The sequence below is a fragment of the Streptomyces sp. NPDC014656 genome (assembly GCF_043084305.1).
Taxonomy (GTDB): domain Bacteria; phylum Actinomycetota; class Actinomycetes; order Streptomycetales; family Streptomycetaceae; genus Streptomyces.
The window spans coordinates 102,519-116,648 of sequence record NZ_JBIBZN010000020.1; the positions used below are offsets into that span (position 1 = coordinate 102,519).

General features: G+C 73.6%; 15 protein-coding genes. 7 read left to right on the forward strand and 8 right to left on the reverse strand.

Translation table 11 applies throughout. The features are described from left to right. Nucleotides 1-30 precede the first annotated feature (30 nt). From ACF1ED_RS33290 to ACF1ED_RS33300, 3 genes are read right to left on the reverse strand one after another with little or no spacing between them, the layout of a single operon-like run. The gene (locus ACF1ED_RS33290) at nt 31-966 is read right to left on the reverse strand and encodes a PLP-dependent cysteine synthase family protein (protein WP_391766919.1); all 936 of its coding nucleotides are present in this window, start codon (nt 964-966) and stop codon (nt 31-33) included. A 24-nt stretch (nt 967-990) separates the two neighbouring features. Next, nucleotides 991-1,776 (reverse strand): HpcH/HpaI aldolase/citrate lyase family protein, encoded by a 786-nt coding sequence (locus ACF1ED_RS33295; protein ID WP_391766976.1) that lies wholly within the window; start codon nt 1,774-1,776, stop codon nt 991-993. Between the two features lie 44 nt (nt 1,777-1,820). Continuing rightward, on the reverse strand, nt 1,821-2,681 hold the full coding sequence (locus ACF1ED_RS33300; RefSeq protein ID WP_391766921.1) for a TauD/TfdA dioxygenase family protein: 861 nt from the start codon (nt 2,679-2,681) through the stop codon (nt 1,821-1,823). A 389-nt stretch (nt 2,682-3,070) separates the two neighbouring features. On the opposite strand from ACF1ED_RS33300, the gene ACF1ED_RS33305 reads away from it, so the two are divergent. From ACF1ED_RS33305 to ACF1ED_RS33320, 4 genes are read left to right on the forward strand one after another with little or no spacing between them, the layout of a single operon-like run. Beyond that, a complete protein-coding gene (locus ACF1ED_RS33305) occupies nt 3,071-3,277 on the forward strand; it encodes a 4-oxalocrotonate tautomerase family protein (RefSeq protein ID WP_200428832.1) in 207 nt (68 codons plus the stop codon). Further along, nucleotides 3,274-4,584: an MFS transporter gene (locus ACF1ED_RS33310; protein WP_391766923.1), complete on the forward strand. Its 1,311-nt coding sequence runs from the start codon at nt 3,274-3,276 to the stop codon at nt 4,582-4,584. Before ACF1ED_RS33305 ends, ACF1ED_RS33310 begins: the two co-directional genes overlap by 4 nt. 1 nt (nt 4,585) lies before the next feature. Then, entirely contained in the window at nt 4,586-5,824 is a 1,239-nt protein-coding gene (metK, locus tag ACF1ED_RS33315) for a methionine adenosyltransferase (protein ID WP_391766925.1), read from the forward strand. Nucleotides 5,825-5,872: 48 nt separating this feature from the next. After that, the gene (locus ACF1ED_RS33320) at nt 5,873-6,259 is read left to right on the forward strand and encodes a hypothetical protein (RefSeq protein WP_391766927.1); all 387 of its coding nucleotides are present in this window, start codon (nt 5,873-5,875) and stop codon (nt 6,257-6,259) included. 68 nt (nt 6,260-6,327) lie between these two features. On the opposite strand, the gene ACF1ED_RS33325 is transcribed toward ACF1ED_RS33320, so the two are convergent. From ACF1ED_RS33325 to ACF1ED_RS33345, 5 genes are all read right to left on the reverse strand, one after another. Next, nucleotides 6,328-7,338: a hypothetical protein gene (locus ACF1ED_RS33325; RefSeq protein ID WP_391766929.1), complete on the reverse strand. Its 1,011-nt coding sequence runs from the start codon at nt 7,336-7,338 to the stop codon at nt 6,328-6,330. Between the two features lie 284 nt (nt 7,339-7,622). Next, nucleotides 7,623-7,910 carry a hypothetical protein gene (locus tag ACF1ED_RS33330; protein ID WP_391766931.1) on the reverse strand — a complete coding sequence of 96 codons (288 nt, stop codon included), beginning with the start codon at nt 7,908-7,910 and terminating at the stop codon, nt 7,623-7,625. Further along, on the reverse strand, nt 7,907-8,899 hold the full coding sequence (locus ACF1ED_RS33335) for an oxidoreductase (protein WP_391766933.1): 993 nt from the start codon (nt 8,897-8,899) through the stop codon (nt 7,907-7,909). The genes ACF1ED_RS33330 and ACF1ED_RS33335 overlap by 4 nt, the downstream gene beginning before the upstream one ends. A 127-nt stretch (nt 8,900-9,026) precedes the next feature. Beyond that, nucleotides 9,027-9,575, reverse strand: coding sequence for a carboxymuconolactone decarboxylase family protein (locus ACF1ED_RS33340; RefSeq protein WP_391766935.1), 549 nt, complete (start codon nt 9,573-9,575; stop codon nt 9,027-9,029). A 286-nt stretch (nt 9,576-9,861) separates the two neighbouring features. Next, entirely contained in the window at nt 9,862-10,137 is a 276-nt protein-coding gene (locus ACF1ED_RS33345) for a hypothetical protein (RefSeq protein WP_391766937.1), read from the reverse strand. 110 nt (nt 10,138-10,247) lie between these two features. Here ACF1ED_RS33345 and ACF1ED_RS33350 point away from each other — a divergent pair, with 110 nt between their 5' ends. The 3 genes from ACF1ED_RS33350 to ACF1ED_RS33360 all read left to right on the forward strand — a co-directional run bounded on the left by ACF1ED_RS33350 (nt 10,248) and on the right by ACF1ED_RS33360 (nt 14,122). Beyond that, nucleotides 10,248-11,222, forward strand: a complete 975-nt coding sequence (locus ACF1ED_RS33350) for a hypothetical protein (protein WP_391766939.1) — start codon at nt 10,248-10,250, stop codon at nt 11,220-11,222. Between the two features lie 381 nt (nt 11,223-11,603). After that, on the forward strand, nt 11,604-12,950 hold the full coding sequence (locus ACF1ED_RS33355; RefSeq protein ID WP_391766941.1) for a hypothetical protein: 1,347 nt from the start codon (nt 11,604-11,606) through the stop codon (nt 12,948-12,950). Continuing rightward, complete coding sequence (locus tag ACF1ED_RS33360) at nt 12,947-14,122, forward strand: JmjC domain-containing protein (RefSeq protein WP_391766943.1); 1,176 nt, start codon at nt 12,947-12,949, stop codon at nt 14,120-14,122. The genes ACF1ED_RS33355 and ACF1ED_RS33360 overlap by 4 nt, the downstream gene beginning before the upstream one ends. The last annotated feature ends 8 nt before the right edge of the window (nt 14,123-14,130 follow it).

Consider the following 14,130-nt stretch of genomic DNA (forward strand, 5'->3'; position numbering starts at 1 on the left):
TCTGCCTGTCTTTCGTGAGGAGACGACGGATCAGCGGGCCGTCGACAGGTAGCGCTCCCCGCTGTCGGGGAAGACGGTGACGACCGTCGCGCCCGCCCAGCGGGAGCGGGCGGTCACGGTACGGGCGGCCCAGGCGGCGGCCCCGGAGGAGACGCCGACGGGCACGCCGGTGGCGCGGGTGACCTCCCGGGTGGTCGCCGCGGCCGCCTCGTCGGTGACGGCGACGACCTCGTCCACCAGGGACAGGTCGGTGATCTCGGAGACGTATCCGGCGCCGATGCCGGGAATGCCGTGCGGCCCGGCCTCCTTGCCGGACAGCACGGCGCTGCGGGCCGGCTCGACGGCCACCACGTGCAGCGCGGTGCGTTCCTTCAGATAGCGGGCGGTGCCGGTGAGGGTGCCGCCGGTGCCGACCCCGCACACCAGCACGTCGATGCGGTCGCCGAGGGCCTGCCAGATCTCCGGCCCGGTCGTCGCGTAGTGCGCCGCCGGATTGGCCGGGTTGCGGTCCTGGTGCGGCACCCACGAGCCGGGCACGGTCCGCTGCAGCTCCTCGGCGTACGCCCAGGCGGCCAGCAGCCCGTCCCCGGCCGGCACGAGGTGCACCTCGGCGCCCAGCTCGCGCAGGATCAGACGGCGTTCCTCGGTGGCGTTGTCGGGCATCACGATGACGCAGCGGTGACCGCGCCGGGCGCACAGCGCGGCCAGCGAGATGCCCGTGCTGCCCGACGAGCACTCGATGACGGTGCCGCCGGTCGGCGGCAGCAGCCCTGCCTCCTCGGCCGCCCGCATCATGAACAGCGCGGCCCGGTCCTTCACGCTGGACAGCGGGTTGGCCATCTCCAGTTTGGCCAGCAACCGCACCGACGCGCCGAGTCCGGGCAGCGGCACGTCGAGCAGCGGCGTCCGCCCGACCAGGTCGTCCACCGACCCGGCCGACGCCCGCGTGCTGAGCTCTGTCGTCACGGTTTCCCCTCTCCGGCCGTGTGGTCAGGCCGTGCCGAGGCCGCGGGCCGCGGCCAGATGCGCGGCGGCGGCCTGCTGAAGGTGGGTGATGTCGCTGGAGACGGTGGCGAAGGTGAACCCCTCGGCGAGCCGCTTCGCGGCGTTCTCGCCGTCCAGGACGTGGATGCCGCAGGCGATGCCGTTGCGCCGGGCCGCGTCCTTGATCCGCACCAGCGCCGCCTCCAACGCGTCCGCCGCGGCCGGGTCGCCGAAGAAGCGCGCTCCGAGAGCCGCCGACAGGTCGGCGGGACCGACGTACACCGCGTCCAGCCCCTCGGTCGCGCAGATGGCCTCCAGGTCGTCCAGCGCGGCCGCCGTCTCGATCATCACGACGCAGGCGACCTGCTCGTCGATCTCGGCGGGCACCGACCCGAGCCGCACCTCGGCCCGGACCGGGCCGCCCAGGCTGCGGGTGCCCTTCGGATGGTGCCGGCAGGCCCGGACCACGGTCTCGGTCTGCTCGGCGCTCTCCACCATGGGGACGATCACGGCGCGCGCCCCGGTGTCCAGGGCGACGCCGATCGCGACCGGGTCGGGCGACGGGACCCGGATCACCCCGGCGGACCGGCCGCGGGCGTCGACCGCCAGCATCGCCGACTGCCAGCCGGGCTGGTGCAGCACGCCGTGCTGGCCGTCGACGCCGATGTAGTCGTAGCCGAGACCGGCGATCCGCTCGGTCCCGGCCGGGTTGTCCAGGGCGATCCAGTAGCCGAGCAGCGGCTCCCGGCGGCGCAGCCGCGCGGCGAATTCCGCGGGACCGGCGGCGGACACGGGCGCGTCGCCGGGGCCGGCGGGCGCGGTGGCGGGCGCGGTGCTCACTCGCCCTCCCGCAGGGCGTAGCTGCGCTTGCCGTCGAGACCGACCGGCACGTCGCCGTCGATGGACACCCGGTGCAGCACCCGCTGGTGGCGGTCGTAGTCGTTGACCGCGTAGTGCTGGGTGCTGCGGTTGTCGAAGATCAGCACGTCACCCGGGCGCCAGGACCACCGCGCGGTGTTCTCGGGGCGTCGCACGTACGACTGCAGCACGTCGATGATCGGCCGCGACTCGCGCGGGGTCATCCCGACCAGCCACTGAGCGAAACCGCCGAGGAACAGGCTCGGTTCACCGGACTCGGGATGCACCCGCACCACCGGGTGGGCGGCCTCGAACCGGCGGGCCAGGAAAGCCTCCCGAACCTTCTCCCCGCGCTCGGTGCCGAGCCGCGGCTGCTCCGCGTGATTGGTGTGCACGGCCCACAGCCCGTCGGCTATCGCGCGCAGCTCCGCCGGCAGGTCCCGGTACCCGGCGGCCGCGTTCGCGACCATCGTGTCCCCGCCGTAGGGCGGCAGCACCACGCTGCGCAGGCTCGTGCCCAGCGACGGGGCGGTGGTGAAGCTGACGTCGGTGTGCCAGTGATCGGCACGCTGGTCCTCCCCGTCCACCGGGATCACCTGAGGGGTGCCGTCGATCGTCCGCATCATCGGGTGCGGGGCGGTGAGCGGGCCGAACCTCGCGGCGAAAGCGAGCTGGTGGGCGTCGGTGATGTCCTGGTCACGGAAGAACAGGACCTTGTGCTCCAGGAACGCGTCGTGGATCTGCCGGAAGACGGCGTCCGACAGCTCGGTGGAGAGGTCGACGCCCCTCACCTCCGCGCCGATCCTGCCGCCGATCCTGCGTAGGTCGAAGAGGGACACCAGCATTCCTTCCGAGCGGGTCGGGAGTCCGGGGCTCCCGTGACGGGCGGGGCCGCGCGGGCATCGGACGCACCGGGCCGTCCCGTCACGGGAGAACACCCGGCGGAGGTCGGACGGGACCGGCCGGGCAGGACGGCGCTGATCACACCACGGCCGGAAATCGACGGCAAGACCTCCTGGAATTGCGTCGCGACTTCACCAACTCGATGTCCGGGACCACGGAAAAAGGGACCGGGAAAATCCATGACTTGTTCAAGTCGTGCCGCTTCTCCGACCGCCGCTTGCCGACCGGCCGACGGCGGGAGATTCTCGAGCCGCCGCGCCTGTGCCCGCACCCCGGAAACATATTCCGCGCTCTTCGCCGTCTTCTGCAGAAAAGGACCGCTGACATGCCGGTGATCACCGTCAACTGGTGGCAGGGCAACGACCGAGAGAGCCGCAGAGACCTCGTGGCCGGCATCACCGATGTCGTCACCCGCGTCTCCGGCTGCCCCGACGAAGCCGTCACCGTGATCATCCGGGACGTGGACCCCGACCACTGGGGCAAGGGCGGCCGGCTCGCCGACGAGATCCGCCTGCCGCGGAGTCTGCGATGAGCGCGCCGGAGCCGAGGAAGGCGACGGACGACACGCGGACCGCCCTCACCCTGCGCTCCCTGCACCCCAACATCCGCCTCCGCCTCGGCGTCGGCTTCGTCCAGCGGCTGCTCTCGATCATGCTGATGCCGCTGCTCGTCATCCACCTCGCGGCCCTGTACGGCGCCGCCGTCGCGGGCGCCCTCACGGTCTGCGTGGCGGCGGCGGGCATCGTGGCCAACTTCCTCGGCGGCCACCTGGCCGACGTCCACGGCAGACGCCCGGTCATGGTGGCCGGCGAGCTCGGCGCCACCCTCACCTTCGCTCTCCTCGCCCTCGCCAACTCACCCTGGTGGAGCTCGGGGCCCGCGACCTTCGGACTGTTCCTGCTGAACACCTGCTGCTCACAGCTGGCCACCCCGGCGGCCGACGCGATGATGGTGGACGTCTCCACCCCCGAGAACCGCCCGCTCGTCTACACGATCAACTACTGGTCTATCAACCTGGCCTTCACCGTCGGCGCGCTCCTCGGCGGCTTCCTGTACGACGGGCACTTCCTTCAGCTGCTGACCGGCGCCGCCGTGCTCTGTCTGCTGACCACGACGGTGATGTGGCGGTGGATCAGCGAGACCGCGCCCGCCACCGGTGCCGCGGGCGCGTCCGGCCCGGCCGCGATGGTCCGCGGCTATCTCGCCGTCGCCCGTGACCGGGTCTTCCTGCGGCAGCTGGCCGCCGCCGCGCTGATCGCGGCCGTCGAGATGCAGATCGGCTACTACATCGCCGTCCGGCTCGCCGACGAGTTCCCCCGCCAGACCCTCCTCGACGTCGGGTCCTTCGGCCTCGACGTCGACGGCACGGCGATCCTCGGCGTCCTGCGCGCGGTGAACGCCGCCCTGGTCGTCGCCCTCATCCTCGCCGCCAAGACCCTCCTCGGGCGGATCGACGAACGCACCCGGCTGTACGGCGGGATCACCGTCTTCATCGTCGGCTACATGATCTGGGCCGTCAGCAACTCCGGCTGGGTGCTGATCGCCGCCGCCGTGCTGCTCACCGTCGGCGAGATCGCCAGCGTCCCCGTGCGCCAGGCCCTGCTGGCCGACCTCATCGACCCCGAGGCCCGCACCAAGTACATGGCCGCCTACGCCCTCAACGCGCGCGTCGGCCTGCTCGTCGCGGCCCTGTGCGTCACCCTCGGGGCCTTCGTCCCCGCCGTCGGCATGAGCCTGCTCTACGCCACCGCGGGTGTCGCCGCGCTGCTCCTGTACCGGTCCCTCCTCGGGGTGCGCGCCGCCCGCGAGGCCGAGACGAACCTTGTGAAGGCTGCCTGACATGACCCGCACCGCGACCAGACGTCTGTTCACCTCGGAGTCCGTCACCGAGGGACACCCCGACAAGATCGCCGACCGGATCAGCGACACCGTCCTCGACGCGCTCCTCGCCCAGGACCCGCAGGCACGGGTGGCGGTCGAGACGCTGATCACCACCGGCCAGGTCCACATCGCCGGCGAGGTCACCACCACGGCGTACGCGCCGATCGCGCAGCTGGTGCGCGAGGCGATCATGGAGATCGGCTACGACTCCTCGAAGAAGGGCTTCGACGGCGCCTCCTGCGGCGTGTCGGTGTCCATCGGGTCGCAGTCCCCGGACATCGCCCAGGGCGTGGACACCGCGTACGAGAAGCGGGTCGAGGGTGCCTCCCGGAGGGGCGAGGGCGACGAGCTCGACAAGCAGGGCGCCGGCGACCAGGGCCTGATGTTCGGCTACGCGTCGGACGAGACCCCCGAGCTGATGCCGCTGCCGATCCACCTGGCGCACCGGCTCTCCCGCCGCCTCACCGAGGTCCGCAAGAACGGGACCGTCCCGTACCTGCGCCCCGACGGCAAGACCCAGGTCACCATCGAGTACGACGGCGACGAGGCCGTCCGCCTCGACACGGTCGTCGTCTCCTCGCAGCACGCCTCGGACATCGACCTCGACTCGCTGCTCGCGCCCGACATCCGCGAGTTCGTCGTCGAGCACGTCCTCAAGGAGCTCGTCGAGGACGGCATCAAGCTCGACACCGACGGCTACCGCCTGCTGGTGAACCCGACCGGGCGCTTCGAGATCGGCGGCCCGATGGGCGACGCCGGCCTCACCGGCCGCAAGATCATCATCGACACGTACGGCGGCATGGCCCGCCACGGCGGCGGCGCCTTCTCCGGCAAGGACCCGTCCAAGGTCGACCGCTCGGCCGCCTACGCCATGCGCTGGGTCGCCAAGAACGTGGTCGCCGCGGGCCTCGCCTCCCGCTGCGAGGTGCAGGTCGCCTACGCGATCGGCAAGGCCGAGCCCGTCGGCCTCTTCGTCGAGACCTTCGGCACCGAGGAGATACCGCTCCACCTCATCGAGCGGGCCATCGGCGAGGTCTTCGACCTCCGCCCGGCCGCGATCATCCGCGACCTCGACCTGCTCCGCCCGATCTACTCCCAGACCGCCGCCTACGGCCACTTCGGCCGCGAGCTGCCGGACTTCACCTGGGAGCGCACCGACCGCGCCGCCGCCCTGCGGACCGCGGCCGGACTCGGCTGACACCCAGCCGTGGCGTCACCCGCCCATCCGCCCCACGAGAGGACCACCATGGCCGCCCCCGTCCCCACCCACCTCGGCAACCCCTTCTTCCTGGAGCCCGTCGCCACCGACCGCGCCCGCGGCCGCGTCGAGGCACTCGTCGCCGACCTCCGCGCCGGCGCCTGGGCACCGACCCCGCTGGAGAGGCGGGTCGCCGAGCTGCTCCTCGCCTCCACCGAGGCCGACGGCATCCTCACCGCCCGCCGCGTCCGCGCCGCCCTGTGGGAGGGCGACCTGGCGATGACGTACGAGAACGACGGACGCTTCGCCCAGCTTCTCGCGGACCTGGTGCCGGTCCTGGACGAGCCCGAGCTGACCTCGCTCGACATCGTCGACGCGGCGGGCGAACTCGTCACCGCCATCGCCACGGCCGGCTCCGCCGCCCTCGCCGCCTGAGCGGCGGCCGCACGCGAAAGGCCCGGCCGGGGAGATCCGGCCGGGCCTTTCCCGTGTCCGGCGGCCCGTCAGGCGGCCCAGGGGGCCAGCGGGTACCAGATGAGGTCACGCCGGGCCAGCATCCGCACGTCCCAGTAAAGGATCATGAACACGCCGGCCGCGATGAACGCCGCCGCCATCAGCGCCGACGCCCGGCTCGGCCGCCGGGTCAGCCACCGGTGCAGCCGGTCCCCGAAGAAGCCGGTGACCAGCAGGAACACCAGCCCCATCACCAGGATGTTGCCGAGGCTCTGCAGCGCGAACTCCAGCCCCGCGTACAACGAGTTGCGGCTCGCGGCGGCATCCCGGAACAGCTGGCGGAACAAGGGGAAGGGCCGTCCGATGAGGAACGCGCCGATCAGCCCGCCCATGAACAGCATCGGGGCGTCCGGCCAGGCCCGGGTCACCCGCGCCAGCGGATCGCGCACCACCCCGAGGGCCGCGAGGCCCAGGTACGTCATGACCGCGCCGAGCAGCCCGTAGACCACCATCGCCTGGATCAGCCGCCCGGAGAACCCGCCGCCCCCCTGGCTCTCGTCGAACTGCGGCATGCCCGTACCGAGCACGCCCACCACCATGCCGTACACCGCCGACACCGCGACCGCGCCGAGTGCGAGCCGGCTGAGCGGCCGCAGCGCGGCGGCCATCCGCCCCCGCCGGGAGGTGGCCTGGGCACCGGTCAGCGGGGCGAGCGCGCTGAACACGGCCACGTTGCACGCGGTGAACGTCCCCGCGACACCGGTGACCAGCGCGAACACGAGCCCGGCGAGCGCGCCCGCTATCGGGGTGCCCTTGGCCGGGTGCCCGAGCAGCGTGTCCGCGATGGTGTCGCCGATGGTCTTGTCGACGAACTGCGCCGACCACACCACGGTGAGCGCGAAGCCGAACAGCGCGCTGACGCCGATCACCAGCGCACGGCGGCGCGGCACATGGCCGTTGAAGAAGAACGAGGAGCTCGGGTCGCCGGAGCCGGATCTCCCGGCCGGGTACTCCTGCGGCCGGGACCGGGCCGGAGCGGGCCGCTGCGTGGTCTGCGCCATGGCGGGTCGCCTTTCCAGACGGGGGGTGGGGGTGTGTCGTGGCGCCACGCTAGGCCCCTCCCGACCCCGCGCACCGTCCGGAAGACGCACGCAGCACGATGGAGGAAGCCCGGATCGCGACTTCGAGAAGTCGTCCCCGGAGAACGCGCTTTCCCAGAGGGAAGGCGCGTGGTTCCCCGGCCGGACGCACCCCGAGGCCCTCTCCCGACGGGCCGCGCCACCGGGCCGCCCGCCGGCCCGCTCGCTCCGTGCCCGGCGGCCGGTCCGCCGGGTCGCGCGCTCCGCTACCAGGGCCCGTGAGCGGTGTACCGCGCGTACGCGGCCGCCTCGGCCGCGCGAGCCGGGACCGCCTCCGTGCCCGGCTCCGCCCGCCACGCCGCGCCGGTGACGTCCGGCAGCTCCACGTCGAAGCTGCGCCACATCCAGGCCCAGGCCGCCACCGGCCTGAACCGTTCCGGCCGCTCGATGCCCGAACCGACCCCGGCCGCCACGCCCACTCCGGCCGTCACGCTCTGCGCGGCCCCGCCCCGGCCCTCCCCGACCGTCGTGTCGACGCCCGCGCCCCCGCTCATGTCCGCCCGCCCATCACCGGGCACGCCACGACGGCGGGCGCGGGCGCCACCTCCGCCACCGGCGCGGGCGCTTCGAGGAGCGAGGGCCCGCACGCGTACCGGACCCCGGTCAGACGCTCCGACAGCGTCCACAGCCGCCCTTGTTCCGCCCCGCTCCGCGCCGCCCTGCTGGAGCGGGCGGGCTCGGGCGCGCCGCGGCCACCGAACCGCTCCGAGGGGCCGAGGTACGCGCCCCCGCGCACCGCCGGATCGACGGCGGCACGCAGCGACGGCAGGACCGCCGCCTCGACCGGCTGGGCCAGCCACCGCATCCCCGCGGCGGCCAGCGGCCGTGCCAGGGCGGGCGGATCGCCCTGCCACAGGGCGGTCGGCGACAGCCCGGGATGCGCGGCGACCGACACGGTCGCCGCGCCCGCCACGGCGAGCCGGTGCTGCAACTCCCGCGCGAACAGCAGATTCGCCAGCTTCGACCGCCCGTACGCCGTCAGGGACCGCCGCCCGGTCGAGGACCGGGCGGCCACCTCGTCCAAGCGGCCGAAGCCGACCCGGTGCGCGAGGCTCGCGACCGTCACCACCCGGGAGCCGGGCACCGAGGTCATCAGGTCGATCAGCAGCCCGGTGAGCGCGAAGTGCCCGAGGTGGTTGACGCCCAGGTGCGCCTCGAAGCCGTCCTCGGTGCGCCGGTACGACGGGAACATCACCCCGGCGTTGTTGACCAGCAGGTCGAGCCGCCGGTGCCGCTCGCGGACGATCCCGGCCGCCCGCCGCACCGAGGCGAGCGACGTCAGATCCAGCGGGACGACCTCGGTGCTGCCGTCGATGCGCCCGGCCGCGGCCTGGCCTCGCCCGGTGTCCCGACAGGCGAGGACGACGTGCGCCCCGCGTGCCGCGAGCACCCGGGCGGTTTCGAAGCCGATGCCCGCGGAGGCACCGGTGACCAGCGCGGTCCTGCCGCTCTGGTCGGGAACGTGCGCGGTGGTCCACCCCATGACGCCTCCTCGGACGACGAACTGAAAGGACGGGACAGAACAGGAAGGGCAGAACGGAACGGAACGGGCGGAAGGGAGCTGAACAGGACCGGACCGGGTCGGGCCGCCCGGGAGCGACCCGCTCGGGTCACGTCGCCAGGGCGGCGCCGTACCCGTGCTCGACGATCAGCTCGGCCGCGACGTCATAGAACGCCGGGTCCGCCGGGACATCGGTCGCGAGCCCGTTCACGTACCGGTTGAACATCGAGAACGCGGCGGCGATCAGCACCGTGTCGTGCAGATGGGTGTCGGTCGCACCCTCCGCCCGGGCCGCCGCGATCGCCTCGTCGGTCACCGGCGCGGCCTTCGCCTGCACCTCGGCCGCGACCCCGAGCAGGGCCTTGAGCAGCGGGGAGACCGGGGCGGTGGCGACGTCGGCACGCACCGCGTCGACGAGCTCGGCACCACCGTCGAGCTGCGCGGCGGCGAACGCGCCGTGCGAGTCGGCGCAGAAGGCGGTGCGGTTCAGGTGCGAGACGTACGCGGCGATCAGCTCGCGCTCGCCCCGGGAGAGCGGGGAGGGGCCGCTGCGCAGCAGCGTCTCGGCGACGGCGGACAGCACCCGGCCCGTGTCGGGGCGCTGCGCCATCAGCCCGCTGATGCCGGGAAGGTCGTTGGTGATCTCGATGTGGGGCATCGGTGGGTCCTCGTCGTCTCGGCAGCGATACGGAACGACCCATCGTCGGGAGCCGCGGTCCGGGCGGCCAACTCTTGGCGTGCGGACCTCGTCCCGTGCCGCGGTCCGCAGCTCCGCACACAGGGAGAAGCGTCCGGCCGTCCGCTAGTCCAAGAATGAGGACGTGGCAAGGAACAGCTCGCGGAACGCGGAGACTTCGGCAGGTGGTCGTACCACTGCGATCACGTCGCGCCGCTCCGCCTCCCAGGACCCGGCCCCGCGAGGCTCCGCCCCGTGCCGCGCGCTCTCAGACGACAGCGGGCCGCACCAGCCGCCAGCCGTGCAGCACCGGGGAGCCCGCCAGGGCGCGCTGGCACACCGCGCGACACCGCTGGACGGCGTGCGCGCCGTCCGGGGCCAGCAAGAACGCCGCGCCCCGGGCACCGGCCCGGCTGGTGTGAACCCGCACGTGCTCCACGCCGTCGTCAGGCCCGCACACCGCCCACAAGGCGGCCACCAGGGCGTCGTGGGACGCCTCGGGCGCATCCGGCGGCTTGGTGAACGCGAACTCGACGAGGTGCACGCACCGAGTGTGCCGCACCCACCCGGCCCGGTCCCAGAGCCGGCACCGGCCACGAACATGCCGTGGCACGCATGTGCCCGGTACCCGCAGACGACTCAGGGGGGTTTCTGATGCTGGAGGTTCTCGGACTGGATTCGGGCACGGAAGCCGTCTACCGGCTGATGCTGACGCATCCGGCCTGGGGCGTGGACCGGCTGGCCGGAGCCCTGGACGCCGACCGGCACACCGTCACCCGGGCCCTCGACACCCTGGCCGACCTCGCGCTGCTGCGCTCGGCGACGGCGGACGACGCACCGGCCCCGGACCGGCTGGTGCCGCCCCGGGCCGGTCTGGGCGCCCTGCTGGAACGCCGGCAGTCGGAACTCGCCCGCACCCAGCTGGAGATCGACGCGACCCGGGCCGCGGTCGCCGACCTGCTCACGGAGTACACGGCGCTGGGCCGGGAACCGCTGCCCGACGGAGGGACGGAGCGCTTCGCCGGAGCCGAGGCCGTCCGCAGGACACAGGCCGACCTCGCCGCCCGAGCCACCGACGAGTTCCTCGCCCTGGCACCTTCCCCCGCGGCGGACGCCGACGACCCGTGGCGGCTCGACCTGCCCCTGCTGAGGGAGACGGCGACACGCGGCGTCAGCGTACGGATCCTGGCCACGGACCCCACCGAGGAACTGCGGCACCTGGCCGCGGCGGGGGCGGAGATTCGGCTCCTGCCCTCGCCACCGGTGCTGCTGAGCCTCGCGGACGGAGCGGACGCGGCCCTCCCGCTCGACCCGGCGGCACCGCGGGACGGCGTCGTGCTGCTTCACGAACCGGGTGTGCTGGCGGGCCTGCGCGCACTGTTCCGGCACCTGTGGGACGCAGCCGAACCACTGCCGGCGACGCCCGTGCCCGGCGCGCCGGGGTGCACCCCCCAGGAACGGGCCCTGCTCCGCCACCTCGCGGAAGGACTGACCGACGAAGCCGCCGCCCGGCGCCTCGGCATCTCGCTGCGCAGCGAACGCCGGCTCATCTCCCAGCTGTCCGAGCAGTTCGGCGCCCGCAGCCGTTTCCAGCTCGGTCTCGAAGCCGCCCGCAGCGGCCTCGTCTGACACAACGATGCCAGGCAATTCTGTGCCATCGAAAAGTGCTGACAACACTCTCGAAGCCGTGCCAGAGTCATTTCCAGAACGGACCGGAAAGCAAACGAATCCCTGCCGGACGGGCCCGCTCGATTCCACTGAATTGCTCCCCTTGTCGAACCCGACTGCCGCGGGAACGACACCCCACGAAAAACGGAAAGGAAATACTTCCATGGAGAACGACAAGAACCTGGTCATGGAGATCCTCGACGACGACAACTACGACTTCGAGGCCGAGTTCGGTCCGCGCCAGGACGTCGGCCACTGAGGCCCGCACCGCAACGCGGCCGGTAGCCCCGAGCGAGGGCACCGGCCGCGTCGGCCGTTTTCCCCGAACGAGTGGTGAGTTGGATGAGCATCGACACGAAGAGCTGGAAGGCGTTCGCGGCGGCCCACGCCCCGGACCTCACCCGCACGGTCTTCCTCCCCGGCCTGGTCGAGGACCCCGGACGCCTCGCTCGGCTGATCGACGACAGCCTGCGCACGGCCACCCGGCACGCGCCCGGCGAGCTGCGCCTGCGGGCGTTCCGTCCGGGCGCGTTCGACTACCGGCTCACGCAGCGCTTCGTGACCACGCCGCCGGCCGACGACGAGCGCGCCGTCGACTGGCTGACCCGCGTGGCCGAGAGCGACGAGGAGTGCCTGGCCGTCAACGACGTCTCCAGCTGGAACCTGGAGCTGGCCGCCGAGGTCGCCGAGATCGTCGGAGAACTCGACGCGGAGGGCGTCCACGAGCTGGTCTCGGGCACCGACGTGTACACCTTCGTCGCCCACTCCGGCTGGACCCCGTTCGGCATCCACAAGGACTCCGAGCCGTCCCTCATCTTCCACCTCGGGCCGAGCCCGAAGGAGGTGTTCGTCTGGCACGACCAGCCGTTCGACGCCTCCGGCATCACGCCGAACCCGTCGTTCGGCCGCATCACCTTCGACATCGAGGCGCACCTCGACACCGCCGAGCGCCACCTCCTGCGGCCCGGTGACTTCCTGTGCATCCCGCGGGACACGTACCACGTGTTCCGCAACCTGGGCCCGTCGGCGTTCCTCGGCCTGACCCCGTACCCCGCGAAGACGCGCACCCTGATCACCGACGCGCTCTGGCGAGCGGCCCCGCCCCGAGCCGCCCTCCCGCCCTACCCTCCGGCCGACGCCCTCCTCGCCACCGCCGAATCCCTTCTGGCCCCCCGCGGCCACGCCCCCGTGAAGCAGCTCCCCGTGCCCGCGGGAACCCCGGCCGCGCCGGCCCCCGCGCCCACCCCCGCCGGCGTCGGCGCGCCGGCCCCCGCCTTCGCCCCCGCATCCGGGCCCGCGGAATCCCCCCTCCTCGCACGCGTCGCCCACGAGCTGACCCTGAACCAGCTGCGCCTGCGGACCACCGGTCGCCTCGGCCGACCGCACCCGGCCGCGCTGTCCCGCACCACCCCCGCCCCCGGCGCCCCGCTGCGCTGGGCCCGGCCGGGCGTCCTCGCGGCCGTGCCGCACCCGGACGCCACCGGCAGCATCCTCGTGACCCGGGGCCGCACCCTCACGGTCCCCGGCGTGGAGGCCGAGGCGTTCGACCGGCTGACCGAGGCGACGGCCTCCACCGCCCCGTTCACGCTCGACCAGCTCGCCGCCGCGCTCCCGGCCGCGCTCGACGCGACGGAGCGCGACCGCATCGCCCGCGCCCTGCACGCCACCGGGGCGGTGATCGCCCGATGACCACCACGACCGCCCCCACCACCACGACCGCCCCCGCCGCGCCGACCGCCCCCGCCGCGGCCCACGCCCCCTTCGACGCCTTCGCCCACGCCCAGGACCTCCTCACCGGCCTCGGCGCCGACGACCTCCCACCAGCCGGCGGCGTACGCCTCCACGAGCCCACCGAGAACGCGGACGCCGCGTGCGAGGCCCTGCTGGCCGGGGTCTGGTCCGCGCTCGCCCGGCCCGGGGCGCTCGCCACCAACTTCCGGCTCGTCGAATCCGGTCGCCAGGTCGACCGCAGCCGCTGGATGCGCTCCCGCGTCGGGGACGGCGAGATCCTGCACACCGCCCTCGTCCCCGGCTATCTGCACAGCGCGGTCGAGCGCGGCGCGACCCTCGTCATCAGCCACCTGGAAACCCTCGACGAGCGGATCATGCTGCTCTGCGAGGCGTTCGAGTACCAGCTGCGCGCCCGCGCCTGGGTCAACTGCTACATCACGGCGGGCGCGAACTCCGCCTTCGACGTCCACAGCGACGACCACGACGCGCTCGTCCTGCAGCTGCTCGGCACCAAGCGCTGGGAGGTCGACAGCCGCGTGGGCGCCCGCGCCCGCGACCTCGCCCCCGGCAGCCTGGACCGCGTCCTCACCCCGGGCACGTGCCTGTCGGTGCCGCGCGACACCGCGCACCGGGTCTCAGGAACGGGCGAGCTGACCGTCCACCTGACGGTCGGGTACGAGCCGTTCGCGGACGTCCGCGAGGAGATCAGCGCGGCCCGCGCCCTCGTCGCCACGACCACCGGCACCGCCCCCGCCCCCGCCCCGCGAGCCGACGCCGGCGATCCCGACCAGCTCGACTACCTCGCGGGCCGCCTCGCCCTGCGCCCCGACCGCCGACCCGGCGCCTCCCTCCGCAGCGCCCTGACCGGCGAGTTCAGCGCCACCACCAGGATCCGCTGGGCCAGCCGCTTCCCCCCGTACGTCACCACGGGCGACGAGCACCTGACCATCACCACGATGGGACGGCGCATCCGTCTCGACCGCCGCCTGGAGCGCACCGTCGCCCTCCTCGCCCGGGGCGGCGCCCTCACCCTCGACCAGCTCGCCGCCGACGGCGGACTGCCCGACGCCGAGCTGCGCGCACTGCTCGCGTTCGGGGCCCGCCACGACTTCCTGATCTGCGAAGGATGACCCGCCCC

Excerpts from the sequence above, each read along its gene's own strand:
- ACF1ED_RS33305 (WP_200428832.1), top strand. The coding sequence starts at position 3,071 with ATGCCGGTGATCACCGTCAACTGGTGGCAGGGCAACGACCGAGAGAGC.
- ACF1ED_RS33310 (WP_391766923.1), top strand. The coding sequence starts at position 3,274 with ATGAGCGCGCCGGAGCCGAGGAAGGCGACGGACGACACGCGGACCGCC.
- metK (WP_391766925.1), top strand. The coding sequence starts at position 4,586 with ATGACCCGCACCGCGACCAGACGTCTGTTCACCTCGGAGTCCGTCACC.
- ACF1ED_RS33320 (WP_391766927.1), top strand. The coding sequence starts at position 5,873 with ATGGCCGCCCCCGTCCCCACCCACCTCGGCAACCCCTTCTTCCTGGAG.
- ACF1ED_RS33325 (WP_391766929.1), bottom strand. The coding sequence starts at position 7,338 with ATGGCGCAGACCACGCAGCGGCCCGCTCCGGCCCGGTCCCGGCCGCAG.
- ACF1ED_RS33330 (WP_391766931.1), bottom strand. The coding sequence starts at position 7,910 with ATGAGCGGGGGCGCGGGCGTCGACACGACGGTCGGGGAGGGCCGGGGC.
- ACF1ED_RS33335 (WP_391766933.1), bottom strand. The coding sequence starts at position 8,899 with ATGGGGTGGACCACCGCGCACGTTCCCGACCAGAGCGGCAGGACCGCG.
- ACF1ED_RS33340 (WP_391766935.1), bottom strand. The coding sequence starts at position 9,575 with ATGCCCCACATCGAGATCACCAACGACCTTCCCGGCATCAGCGGGCTG.
- ACF1ED_RS33350 (WP_391766939.1), top strand. The coding sequence starts at position 10,248 with ATGCTGGAGGTTCTCGGACTGGATTCGGGCACGGAAGCCGTCTACCGG.
- ACF1ED_RS33355 (WP_391766941.1), top strand. The coding sequence starts at position 11,604 with ATGAGCATCGACACGAAGAGCTGGAAGGCGTTCGCGGCGGCCCACGCC.
- ACF1ED_RS33360 (WP_391766943.1), top strand. The coding sequence starts at position 12,947 with ATGACCACCACGACCGCCCCCACCACCACGACCGCCCCCGCCGCGCCG.